This window comes from Microbacterium capsulatum, assembly GCF_030865425.1.
Lineage (GTDB): Bacteria > Actinomycetota > Actinomycetes > Actinomycetales > Microbacteriaceae > Microbacterium > Microbacterium capsulatum.
In genome coordinates this window covers 239,526-251,576 of sequence record NZ_JAVFCB010000002.1, presented here as the reverse complement: position 1 = coordinate 251,576, position 12,051 = coordinate 239,526, and the positions used below count along the sequence as shown (strand labels likewise).

The 12,051-nt window shown below is 65.1% G+C and carries 11 protein-coding genes; 1 reads left to right on the top strand and 10 read right to left on the bottom strand.

What is annotated here, in order from left to right; translation table 11 throughout:
- Positions 1 to 6: 6 nt before the first annotated feature.
- From RBR11_RS04090 to RBR11_RS04055, 8 genes are read right to left on the bottom strand one after another with little or no spacing between them, the layout of a single operon-like run.
- Positions 7 to 924 (bottom strand): ABC transporter substrate-binding protein, encoded by a 918-nt coding sequence (locus RBR11_RS04090; RefSeq protein ID WP_308488029.1) that lies wholly within the window; start codon positions 922 to 924, stop codon positions 7 to 9.
- Positions 925 to 966: 42 nt separating this feature from the next.
- Complete coding sequence (locus RBR11_RS04085; RefSeq protein WP_308488028.1) at positions 967 to 1,794, bottom strand: FCD domain-containing protein; 828 nt, start codon at positions 1,792 to 1,794, stop codon at positions 967 to 969.
- Between the two features lie 41 nt (positions 1,795 to 1,835).
- A complete protein-coding gene (locus RBR11_RS04080; RefSeq protein WP_308488027.1) occupies positions 1,836 to 2,681 on the bottom strand; it encodes an ATP-binding cassette domain-containing protein in 846 nt (281 codons plus the stop codon).
- Positions 2,665 to 3,651, bottom strand: a complete 987-nt coding sequence (locus RBR11_RS04075) for an ABC transporter ATP-binding protein (RefSeq protein ID WP_308488026.1) — start codon at positions 3,649 to 3,651, stop codon at positions 2,665 to 2,667. The genes RBR11_RS04080 and RBR11_RS04075 overlap by 17 nt, the downstream gene beginning before the upstream one ends.
- Positions 3,652 to 3,698: 47 nt before the next feature.
- On the bottom strand, positions 3,699 to 4,565 hold the full coding sequence (locus RBR11_RS04070) for an ABC transporter permease (protein ID WP_308488025.1): 867 nt from the start codon (positions 4,563 to 4,565) through the stop codon (positions 3,699 to 3,701).
- Positions 4,555 to 5,478 carry an ABC transporter permease gene (locus tag RBR11_RS04065; protein ID WP_308488024.1) on the bottom strand — a complete coding sequence of 308 codons (924 nt, stop codon included), beginning with the start codon at positions 5,476 to 5,478 and terminating at the stop codon, positions 4,555 to 4,557. Before RBR11_RS04065 ends, RBR11_RS04070 begins: the two co-directional genes overlap by 11 nt.
- A 35-nt stretch (positions 5,479 to 5,513) precedes the next feature.
- A complete protein-coding gene (locus RBR11_RS04060; protein ID WP_308488294.1) occupies positions 5,514 to 7,055 on the bottom strand; it encodes an ABC transporter substrate-binding protein in 1,542 nt (513 codons plus the stop codon).
- Between the two features lie 2 nt (positions 7,056 to 7,057).
- The gene (locus RBR11_RS04055) at positions 7,058 to 8,167 is read right to left on the bottom strand and encodes a membrane dipeptidase (protein ID WP_308488023.1); all 1,110 of its coding nucleotides are present in this window, start codon (positions 8,165 to 8,167) and stop codon (positions 7,058 to 7,060) included.
- A gap of 257 nt (positions 8,168 to 8,424) precedes the next feature.
- Here RBR11_RS04055 and RBR11_RS04050 point away from each other — a divergent pair, with 257 nt between their 5' ends.
- Positions 8,425 to 9,654 carry a multidrug effflux MFS transporter gene (locus tag RBR11_RS04050; RefSeq protein ID WP_308488022.1) on the top strand — a complete coding sequence of 410 codons (1,230 nt, stop codon included), beginning with the start codon at positions 8,425 to 8,427 and terminating at the stop codon, positions 9,652 to 9,654.
- A 49-nt stretch (positions 9,655 to 9,703) separates the two neighbouring features.
- Here the strand turns inward: RBR11_RS04050 and RBR11_RS04045 are convergent, their stop codons facing one another.
- Together RBR11_RS04045 and RBR11_RS04040 are read right to left on the bottom strand one after the other, a co-directional pair.
- Positions 9,704 to 10,825, bottom strand: a complete 1,122-nt coding sequence (locus tag RBR11_RS04045; protein ID WP_308488021.1) for a membrane dipeptidase — start codon at positions 10,823 to 10,825, stop codon at positions 9,704 to 9,706.
- A 639-nt stretch (positions 10,826 to 11,464) separates the two neighbouring features.
- A complete protein-coding gene (locus RBR11_RS04040; RefSeq protein ID WP_308488020.1) occupies positions 11,465 to 11,806 on the bottom strand; it encodes a three-helix bundle dimerization domain-containing protein in 342 nt (113 codons plus the stop codon).
- Positions 11,807 to 12,051: the final 245 nt, after the last annotated feature.

Here is a 12,051-nt window from a genome sequence, read left to right as displayed (position 1 = left end):
GGATTGTCAACCGAGGCGCTTCGCGGGACCGCCCGACGGACATGCACCGGCCAGCTTCAACAGGTCCGTTCCCGCGGCGAGCATCCCCCAGCGGATCAGCGCGTCCTGCCATCCTTCGAGCGCCGCGAGATCGATTTCGGCGGTGCGCGCCCAGAACGGGATCTCACGGTAGCTCCGTATCGTGTCCGCGATCTTCCCGTCGTCCAGCGCGGGGAAGTCGGGGCTCAGTTGGGCGACGATCTCGTCGATGTCTGCTTCGAACACCCACTGCATGCCCCTGTTGATGCCTTGGCGGAACGCGACGAGTTCCTCCGTGTGGGAGTCAGCCCAGTCCGCTGCCGCGCAGTAGACGCTCCAGGGCACCGGGCCGTATCCGTCGGCCATCGTGGCGACGCGGTGCAGATCGGGATGCTGTCCTTCCTCTCCCCCGATGAAGAGAAGGTCGCCGGCGCCGTCGAGAAACTCCTGGATGACATGCTGCGACTGGAACCCGACGAGCGTGGGCACGTCCTCGAGGGTGAGCCCGTGCCGACGAAGGCCTTCCCTGAAGGCGAACCACGACGTCGGGACGAACGTGGGCGCGATGTTCACGACCGTGCCGCGGAGATCCGCCCAGTCGATCCCGTCGACGAACTCGCCGTTGCGTGCCATGAGCACGTGCCGACTGTTCGCGTTCGCGCCAGATACGATCCTGGCGTTGCCGCGGGTGACGACGTCCATCCGATGCGCGAAGAGCAGGCTCCCGAGCACCACGTTGATCTCGCCGCGAACGAGCTGCGTGACGATGTCGCTCGAGCCCGGCGGAGCGCCGATGATGCGCACATCCACGCCGGCATCCCGGAAGTAGCCTCGTGACACGGCGACGTACTGCGGCGCGTATGCCAGATTCGGTGCCGACCCGATCCGGATCTCTGTGCGTGTCATGTCGTCTCTCTTTCTCGTCCGGGCGGAGCGACGATGTCGCCCTTACCCGGCCGGGTTCGGAAGCTTGATGGATTCGCTGATCGCGATGAGTTCGGTGAAGTGCTGCTCGACGAGCCGTGCTGCGCGGTCCCCGTCGCGGGCCAGGATCGCCTCCAGGATCGCCTGGTGATCCATCGCCTGCGGAACTGTCGCCTTGCGGAGTTCCGTCGCCTCCTGCAGCGTCGTCTGCAGATCAGGGTTCACTCCTTCCAGCAGAAGGCGAAGCGTCGAGATGATCACCTCGTTGTGGGAGAGGCGCACGAGAGCCATGTGGAAGCTGCGCGACTCGTCGGTCTCGACTTCACCTCCGTCTTCGACATGGCGAAGGTGATCATTGGCGGCGTTCAAGAGCTCGGTCACTTCGATGACGCTCGCGCGCTCGGCCGCGAGGCGGACCGCTTCGCTCTCGAGACCTCGGCGAGCGTGCAGCACGTCGACGAGCTCGGACACCACGGACGCGTCCGCCGCCTCGATGATCTCGCGGCTGAGCCTCCGGCGGCTGAGGAAGCGGACGAGTTCGTCACGCCGTTTCAGACCTGCGCTCGTGATGGTTCGGCCGGCATTCGGCCCCGCCCCCTTGGAGTATCCACTCACCTCGAACTGGTCGAGGAGCCTCCCGGCCGTGGCCTGTCCACGCACGATGCCGTACTCGGCCCAGGCCTTCCAGAGGCGGGAGGATCCGACGGGACCGTCTGCCTTCGCGAGCACGTCGAGCGCCGTGATCTCCATGGCGTCGCGGTCCGAGAGCAGCGAGAGGTACTCCCCGATCATCGAGTCCGCGATGTCATCGACGTGTGCCTCGCCACCTGCGGGGTCGGTGTTCGCGCTCATCGGCGTGCCTCCGGGTCTATCGATGTGTGTCGGTCTGAACGTCACGATAGTCGGCGCCCTTCACCGCCCGGGGGATCGGCGGCACGGAGCGGTGATGGGTTCGCTGCGAGGAGAGCCTTGGTGTACGGATGCTGCACTTTGTCGGGGATGTCGGCGGCGGCGACCACTTCGACGATCCGGCCTTTGTGCATGACCGCGACCCGGTCGCACACGTGACGCACGATCGCGAGATCGTGTGCGATGAAGAGCGTGCCGACGCCGTGGTCGCGCTGCAGATCGACGAGGACGTTCAGGACCTGGGCCCGGATCGAGGCGTCCAGCGCGGACACCGGCTCGTCGCAGACGATGAGGTCCGGGGAGGAAGCCAGCGCCCGCGCGATCGCGATGCGCTGCCGCTGCCCACCGGAGAGCGCCCCGGGATATCGCCGCCGCCAGCCCGGGTCGATGCTGACCTGTTCCAGGATCTCCACGCATCGCCGTTCGAGTTCTTCTGCCCCATGGGCGAGCCCATGGATCACGAGCGGCTCGGTGACGAGCTGCTGGAGCGTCATCGTGGGGTTGAGGCTCGAGTACGGATCCTGGAACACCATCTGCAGTCGTCTGCCCAGCTTGCGCCGAGCGGCGCCCTTCGTCCGCAGGAGATCCGTTCCGTCGAAGATCACCGACCCCGTGTCGGGCGGGACGAGTCCCGTGATGATCTTGGCGAGGGAGCTCTTGCCACTCCCCGACTCCCCCACGATGCCGAGCGCCTCGCCGCGGCGGATCACGAGGCTGACGTCGTCCACGGCGAGAGCGCGCTCGTTCCGCCTGCTGAAGAGCTTGCCGCTCGAGTAGGCGAGCGATACACCACGCACCTCGAGAATGGGCCGGTCATCGACGAGCCTCATCGATCCACCCTTCCGGCTCCGTGCCCCAGCAGCGCGCGACATGGCCGCTTTCCTCTCGCAAGGTCAGCAAGGGCTCGCCGCCGAAGCAGACCTCACGCGCGAAATCGCATCGCGGAGCGAAGCGACAGCTTGCGCGCGCCGCCCAGCTGTCGGCGATGCTGCCCCTCACGGACGGCAGATGCGCATCCGCCTCCTTCGACGAATCCATGCGCGGGGTGCAGTTGATGAGCCCCGCGGTGTACGGCATGAGCGGAGCGTTGAAGATCTCCTGCGCCGTGCCGGACTCGACGATGCGTCCGGAATACAGAACCGCCACACGGTCGCAGAACTCGCTCGCGAGATCCAGATCGTGGGTGATGAAGATCACCGACATTCCCAGGCGTCGCTGCAACGAGCGCAGCAGCTCCATGATCTGGCGCTGCACGGTCACGTCAAGAGCGCTGGTCGGCTCGTCGGCGATGAGGACGGACGGCTCGGCGCAGATGCCGATCGCGAGAGCCACCCGCTGTCGCATGCCTCCTGACAGCTGCCTCGGGTACTGCTTCATGTGCCGCGGGGGATCCGGCAGCGCGACGAGTTCGAGCAGTTCGATGGCGATCTTCTTGGCCTGCGCTCGGGAGACGTCGCGATGCGCGCGGATCCCTTCGATGAGCTGGAAGCCGATCGTCAATGTCGGGTTGAGGCTCACCATCGCGTCCTGGAGCACCATCCCGATGCCGCCGCCGCGGATCTTGCGGAGGCGCTGAGGCGCGGCGGCGAGGAGATCCTCGCCCTTGAGTCGCACCTCTCCTGCGACGTCGACATCGTTCTCGGGCTGGAGTCGCAGGAGGACCTTCGCCAGTGTGCTCTTGCCGCTTCCGGACTCGCCGACAACTCCGACCATCTCTCGTGCCTGGATGTCGAGATCGATGTGCTCCAGGATCGGAGCGCTGTCACGGCCGACGTGGTAGATCACGGAGAGGTCGCGCACCGACAGGACCGCGTCGTCGGTCGTTCGCACGGTTGTTGTCGCCATGCTCACGTGCTCCTCCCCCGGACGATTCCCTGGCCGAGCCATTGGAATCCGAGAACGGTGAGGACGATGCACACGCCGGGCAGGACGATGATCCACCAGGCGGTGCTGATGAACGGCTGTCCGCCGAGGACCATGTTCCCCCACGTCGGCGTAGGTGGTCGGACGCCGAGTCCGAGGTAGCTGAGGCCCGACTCGAGAAGGATGATCTCCGCGATCGCGATGTTGAACTGCGTGACGACGTTCCCGGTCAGGTTCGGCAGGATGTGCCGGAACATGATCCGGCTCTGCGTCGCCCCGGTGACCCTTGCGGAGAGCACGTATTCGGATCTCCTCGCCTGCAGGGTGTTGGCTCGGACCACGCGGGCGAAGGGCGCCCAGGTGGCGACGGTGAAGACGACGACGAGAACCGGCCATGAGCTGCCGAAGATCGCGATGACGACGATGGCGAGGAGGATGAGCGGGTAGGCGAGCTGGGCGTCGACCAGCCGCATGACGATCTGATCCGTGCTCCCGCCGCGGAATCCGGCGAAGAGGCCGACGACGACGCCGATGACCGCGGCGGCGAGGGCGGCCGGCACGGCGACGGACAGGGTTACCCGGGCGGACAGCACGAGCCGGGCGAGCACGTCCCGCCCGAGTTCGTCCGTTCCGAGGAGGTGACCCGATGTTCCGGGTTGCAGGAGCCGGTCGAGGAGATCGGTCTTGATCGGGTCCTGGACGAGCAGCGGGCCGACCAGGGCCATCCCGAACACGATCGCGATGATGACGATGCCGAAGAGCAGCTCGTAGTTGACGCGCCCACGTCGACGACCGGACCGTGTTGCCGCGCCGAGACCGATCGCCAGGGTGCTGGTGCTGTCAATCGCCATATCGGACCGCCGGATCCACGACGGCGTAGACGATGTCCACGACCGTGTTCAGCAGAAGATAGAGGGTGCTGCCGACGAGCACCGTGGCCATCACGACGGGGATGTCGCGGGCTGTGACCGAGTTGACCGCGAGCTGGCCGAGTCCCGGCCAGGCGAAGACCGATTCAGTCACCACGGCTCCTCCGATCAGGACCCCGAACTGGAGGGCGATGGCAGTGATGATGGTCACGAGGCAGTTCTTGAACAGGTGGATCCACAGCACGCGCCAGGACGCGATCCCTTTCGCCCGCGCCATCAGCATGTAGTCCTTGCCGCCGTTGTCGATCATCGACGATCGGGTGTAGCGGAAGATGACTGCTGCTGGAAGGGCCGAGAGCGTGAGGATCGGCATGATCGCGGCGGCCCACGTCTGGAACCCGGATGCCGGAAGGATCTGCAGCCTCACCGAGAAGACGAAGATGAGCATCGACCCCAGCCAGAACGTGGGAACCGCGAGTCCGACACCGGAGACTGCGGTGAGCGCTCGGTCGGTCGCCGTGTCCCGTCTCCGAGCCGCAAGCATTCCGAGCGGGATGGCCACGACGCAGGCCAAGGCGAGCGCCCCGGCCGCCAGCTCGAAAGTCGCCGGCAGCCGGGTCAGCACCAGCGCGAAGGCGGGTGTCCCGTATTTGATCGAGTAGCCGAAGTCCCCGTGCACCGCGGCGAGCAGGAACTTCCCGAACTGCATGTAGAGCGGCTGGTCGAACCCGAACGTTTCGCGGATCTGCGCGATCATCTCCGGCGAGTTCTCCCCCGGCGGGAGCAGCATCAGCGCCGGATCGCCCGCCGAGAAGATCAGCAGGAACGTCACTATGGCGATGATCAACAGGGTGATGACGCCGTAGCTCAGCCGTCTCAGGATGTAAGTCGCCACTCAGGACACCGTCGTTCCTCTCGTGGGTCGTCCGCTCAGTGCTTGACGACCGTGTTGTACCGCTGCAGCAAATACGGGCTGGGAGTGAACCCGGACACGCTCTTGCTGACCGCCGAGATGTTGGGCAGGCTGAGCACCGACATCTCGAGGCTCGCGTCGACGACGCGCTTGTTGATGTCGCAGACGACCGCGCGGCGCTTGCTCGTGTCGAACTCGGATTGCTGCTGCTGGATCAGCGCCTGGAGCGTCGGATCGACCATCGCCCGACTCGACCGGTTGATGTCGCTGTTGCGCAGCATCTGGTCTGCACCGCCGGACGTGTTGGCAATGCCCCAGATACGGAGACCGGTCATCCTGCCGTTGTTGTACAGGTCGGCGTCCTTCGCGCTCTCGTTGACGTTCTGGGTCACGGTGAAGCCGGCCTTCGACATCATGTCCGCGATCGCCGGTTCCACCTGATCCGACAGGGTGTAGCTGGGGGTCAGCCCGTTCAGATCGAGCGGGAATCCGTTCGGGTATCCCGCTTCCTTGAGCAGCTCTTTCGCCGCCGTCGGGTCGTAGGAGGGCAACGGAACCGGGCAGTACCCGTCGGTGAGACTGTTCATCCACCCGGTGGGGAGGCCGGCGGTGCCCTGGAAGAGCGACTTGTTGAGCGCCTTGGGGTCGATCGCGCGGATGACAGCCTGGCGCACCTTCTCGTTCTGGAGACGAGGATCGGTCTTCATCATGAACTCGAGCTTGATCCGCTGGATCGACTCAGTGGAGATGATCTTCGCGTTGGAGCTGGAGTTGACCTGCTTCATGTCGGAGGGCGAGACCGCCATCGCGATGTCCGCCTGGCCCGAGAGGACGTCTGCGACCCGCGTGGACGCGTTCGGCACTTCGCGGAAGATCAGCGTGTCGAGCTTGACCACGCCCGCGTGGTAGTTGGGATTCTTCACGAGCGTGAGGGATGAACCCGGCACCATGCTCTTGAACAGGAATGGTCCGGACGTGACCGGTGCTTTGAGGAACTCCTGGAGTCCGACCTTCTCGAAGGCGACCTTCGGCATCATGACCATGCGCCCGAAGTCACGCGGCAACTCGGCGATCGGCCGGGCCGTCGTGATGCGGATGCTCGTGCCGTCCAGCACCTGGGTCGACTGGATGTACGTGTAGGCCGGGCCCCAGATCGACTTCGTGGCCGGATCCTTCATCCGCTCGATGCTGAACTTCACGTCGTCCGCGGTGATCGGCGAACCGTCACTCCATTTCATGCCGGACTTCAGGGTCAGCACCCAGTTGAGCGGATCCTCGTTCTTCCAGTCCTTGGCGAGGATGTTCTCGAGTTGGCCCTTGTCGTTCGACAGGGTCAGCGGGTCGTACATCGCATAGACGTCTTCCCACTGATCGGTCTGTGTGAGCGCGTACGGATCCACGCTGGGCATCATGAACACCTGGTCGACGGTGAGGACACCGGCATTGCTCGAGCCCTGGGTGGCGGTGCTCCCTGTGGGTCCGGAGCAGGAGACAAGCAGTCCACCGAGCGCGAGGACCGAGACGATGAGGAGGGGGCTCCTCCGGTTGCTGACGTGCATGGTCAACCCACGACCTTCTCATAAAGGGACAGAACGTTGCCGCCGAGGACCGCAAGGATGGTCTCGTCGTCGAGTCCGCGCACGACCAGTTCGCGCACGAGGTTGGGGAACTCGTTGTAGGTGGTCATGCCTTCCGCGTACTGGTACCACGGGTACTCCATCAGGTGACCACGGCCCTCCCATTTCGCCACCCGGGCCTTGGTCGTGCCGTCGTGCTGAAGGTGGAGGTAGCCGTTCTCGTCCAGGTGCGCGGCTTCGTAGATGAGCGGGCGACCTTTCGGGTAGTCGGTCGCGAATCCGACGCCGGACGGGCCCATCTTCGCGAGGGCGTACTCGATGTGCTCGCCCATATCGGCGACGGTCGGAATCCGCCCGGAAGCCAGGCTCAGCGGCGGAATGGAGATCACTCCGCCCTTCTCGTTGGCGCGCTCGAGGATCTCATCGGTGATGTTGCCTTGCTCACCGTTGATCCCGAACGTCGCGCAATGAGACATCAGGACCGGCATCGCCGAGTGCTCGATGGTCTGCAGGCGCGTGCGGTCGCCGGAGTGCGCCAGATCGATGAGGATGCCGACGCGGTTCATCTCCTCGATCACACGACGGCCGAGATTGCTCAGCCCCGCGTTCTCCGGCTCGCTACCGCCGTCTCCGAGGAATGTGCGGGTGTTGTACGTCAGCTGGCTCTGCGTCACCCCCATGTCGCGGAACAGTTCCACGTTTCCCTCGTCGTCGTCGAAGGGGCGCCCGTTCTGGAACTGATACCAGATCCCGATCCGGCCGTCTTCCTTCGCCTGACGGATCTCAGCGGCGCTCTGGACTTTGACCAGATGGTGGGAATGCTGGCGGATCAGCTTGTTCCATTTCATGATCATGTTCATCGCGCCGCGCGTGTCGTCCTCCTCCGCGACCAGCGTCAGCGCCATCGCGTTGATGTGGTTCTGCTTAAGGATCGCGATCGAGTCGTCGATCATCGCCGCGTTGTTCGGACGCACCGAACCGCACGTGTCGAGGATGATCGCGTCACGCTGAAGCAGGCGCGCGCGCTCCTCCTCGTCAGCGGTCGGAATGCGAGAGAGGTAGTCGTCCTTCACGGACGTGTCGACTGCCGTCACTATGCGCCTCACCTTTCAGGGCGAACGGTCGCGCCAATCGCGAGACCGTTCTCGAAATCGGTTGTGATGCCTGCATCCGGGCAGCCACTCGCGCGTTCGGGTGCGGATCTGCTCGCGCCGGGCGGCGCTTGGTCGGCGGTGCCGGCTCGGATATCATGACAATAGATCATCATCGATGATGAGGCAATAGGTTTTGAGGATCCACCTCGAGAAGCACATCCAGTTCGTCCTCACCCGGAAGAGAGCACGCCCCCAGGATGAACACCGCGTCCATCGAGCCGCACCGCGGCCTCACACCCGCCGTTCTGCTCACACTCGCCCTGTCCGGCATGCTCAGTCCCGCCTCGATCGACATGCTCCTGCCCGTTCTGCCGGCGATGGCCCTCGAGTTCGGCGCGGGAGCGTCACTGGTTCAGCTGACGATCACGACGTTTCTCGTCGGAGTGTGCGTCGGTCAGCTGGTCTTCGGACCGCTCTCCGATCGGATCGGGCGGAAGATCCCGATCGTTCTCGGCCTCGCGCTGTTCCTCGTGGCGGTCGCGTCATCGATACCGCTGAACGCCCTGCCCCTCGTGCTCGCCGCACGCGTGATGCAAGGCATCGGCGCCGGGGCGGGCATGGTGGTCAGCCGAGCCGTCATCGCCGACCTGACATCCCCATCGAACGCGGCTCGATCCTTCAGCGTCTTCATGCTCATCGTCGGACTGGCACCGATCGTGACACCCCTGATAGGAAGCGCGCTCGGTCCGGTCACAGGCTGGCGAGGCGTCTCTGCGGCGACGTTCTGCTTCGGGACGGTCGCGCTCACCGCTTCCGCGATGTTCATTCCCCGCCGCGCCACGGTTCCGCGCAGTCCTCATCCGACCACGGCGTCGCAGACGCTGTTGATCCACCGGCTGCCGAGGTTGAACAGGCGGTTCCTCGGCTTCGCTGGGAGCTATGCGTTCGGCTACGCCGCGATCATCGCGATCGGCGCCTCCCTCCCGTTCGTCTATCAGAAGCGTCTCGGCATGAGCGAGATGGACTACGGACTCCTGATCGCCATGAACGCCACGGGCATGCTTCTGGCGGGTCTCGTGAGCGCTTTGATCGTTCGAAGGTTCGGTCCGATTCGGATCGCCCGCGCCGGCCTGCTCACGTTCCTGGGCACGTCTGGCGCCACCGCGACGGTCGTCTTCGGCGATCTCGATCCGGTCGCGATCGTCCCCCTCATCCTGATCGCCAACATGGCGTTCGGGATCGCCATGGGAAACATCACCGCGCTGACGATCAGCGCTCTTCCGGGACGCGCGGGCACTGCAAGCGCTCTCCAGGGGGCGACGCAGTATCTGGCTGGCGGTCTGGTCGCGCCACTGGTCGGGCTGCTCGGAGCACAGTCGATGGTTCCGTTCGCGATCACCTTTGCCATTGCGGCTGCGGGCTCCTTGGCGGGCCTTCTCCTGGCGACCAGCCGAGGGACGAAGACGTTCGAGGACCTCGGCGGGTGAGACTAATCGCGTGACCGGGCCTCACCTCGGATGAGCGGCCACCACCCGTTCAGCCGACGTTCGCCTCATAGAAGGTGAGGAAGTTCTCGCCGAGCACGCCGGCGACCACATCGTCCGGCACCCCGCGCACCAGCAGCTCGCACGCGACATTGACGAACTCGCCGTAACTGCCAACGCCCTCGGCATACTTGTACCAGGGATAGAACGGGACACAGCCCGGCTTGTCCCATTTCATGCGGCGCACCTTGTGCGTGCCGTCGTGCTGGATGTGCAGGTAGCCGTCGTCGTCCAGGTGCGCGAGCTCGTAGATGATCGGCCGTCCCTTCGGGAAGTCGCTCGCGAAGCTCACCCGATCCGGACCCATCACCCGCAGCAGATGCTCGAGATGCTCACCCACATTCGCGACGGTCGCCTCGCCGTCGTGCGTGAGGTCGAGAGGATAGACGCCGGCCATTCCGCCGCGATCCGCGACGAGCTCAAGTGTGTCGTCGGCGGCGTTGCGCGGGATGGAACAGATGGCGTTCACATTGCAGTGCGAAAAGTAGACGGGCCTCGTGGAGGCGAGAACGGCATCTTGCTGCGTCAACCGACTGGCGTGGGAGAGGTCCACCAGCATCCCGACTCGGTTCATCTCCGCGATCACCTCGCGTCCGAGCAGGCTCAGTCCGCCGTCGCGCGGCTCGAGGCAACCGTCGCCCAGGAAGTTCTTCTTGTTGTACGTGATCTGGCTGGAGGTGACCCCCATCTGCCGGAACAGCTCGACGTTGCCCGGATCGTCCTCGAAAGGACGCCCATTCTGAAGCAGGTAGTAGACGGCGATCCTGCCATCCTCCCGCGCCTGTCGGATCTCGTCCGCGGATCGGACATGCACCAGATCGTTCGAGTAGCTCCGGATGAGACCGTTCCACTTGAGGATCATGTTCATGGCCGCCTGAAGGCCGTCCTCCTCGGCAGCGAGCGTCAGCCCAACCCCGTTGATCCCATTCGCCCGCAGCTCTGCAATCGAATCGTCGAGGCTTCCGCCAGGCCCGGTCGGCCTGATCGCGCCGCAGGTATCGATCACGGTCGAGCTGCCGAGGATCTCGCGTGCCCGAGCCCGCTCATCGTCAGTCGGCCGCCGGGAGAAGAGCTCGGCGGGTGCGACACGGGAAACGCTGGACGTGATCGCCATCGGAATCAACACCTCTTCCACACGGACATGACTCCCCGTCGTCCAACGCCTACGACGACGCAAGACAAGGGGGCACCCATGACCTCTGAGTTCCGGGATCTACCCGGCGCGTCCAAGGTACATCATCATCTATGATGATGCAATCGTCCGACCAGGGCACCCGCCGCTGAGCGCACCTCCATTCGGAGACGCCGTTCGTCTTCGAATGCGGGTCAGACCAAGCTAGACAGCCGGCCCTCAGACGGGGCATTGCCACCCGTCAGCCGCGCAACACCGACGACACAATCAGCGAAACAGCAAGCACGAGAGAGAGAAGATGTCACCTATGGCGACCAGAAATTCCTGCGTTCCGAGAGACGGTTCCTCGCTCGCCACTCCGGTGCTCGCGAGATTTCTCGCCGTTCGTCGTCCCAGAACCCGATGCCAACCATGACACCGGAGATGACATTCCTTACAACAGCCGGAGCCACAGTCGTCGACATCGCCGAACCGCCGGTTCAGACCTCACCGCCCCGAAGCCGTCGGCGCCCCGGGGCTTCGTGATGCCGGCGTCGGCGGCCCGCACCAGCGCTCGGGACATCATCACCGTCGCGAGTCCGCAATGCCGCTGCATGGGGTGGATCCAGGTGAGCAGCTCGCTCACGCCACCCGCGAAGGCCCGCCGAGGTCGCTGCGCAGTGCTCCACCGCTCTGAGAACGCGCATCCCGTTCCATGGGATCGGACCGGTCCGGATCCCTATGCAGAAGCGTCCCGACACCGGCGTCACCGGGGGCCGACACCACCACGGTTTCGTTCCGCAGACGGTCCGTCGTCGTGCGTTCGACGAGAACGGCGATGTAGTCGCGGATCCGACTTCCGCTCAGACGGGCCCGCTCCTCCCCCACGATCGCCTCAATCCGTCCGCGGGAGACCGTGGGAAAACGCTCCGCGATACGGTCGAGCACCTTCGCCATAGCCGCATCTTCGTTGCGTTCGCTCATGGGGAGATTCTCCGTCAGCGGGTCGCTCAGGCCAATGCCCGGCGACGCACTTGCAGCGTCCTTGCAGCGATTGCCGGCCGCCCACCGCGTTCGGACGGATCCGGTTCGGGCCCGGGGAAGGGCCTTGGGACGGGAGGCGCCCACCGGGATATCGAAATGGCGATATTTCTCTACGCCGCGACAACGCTTGGTGGGGAGGGACGCCGGGTATCGGCGTCCCTCCCCCTCCGCGCATGGTCTGGCGT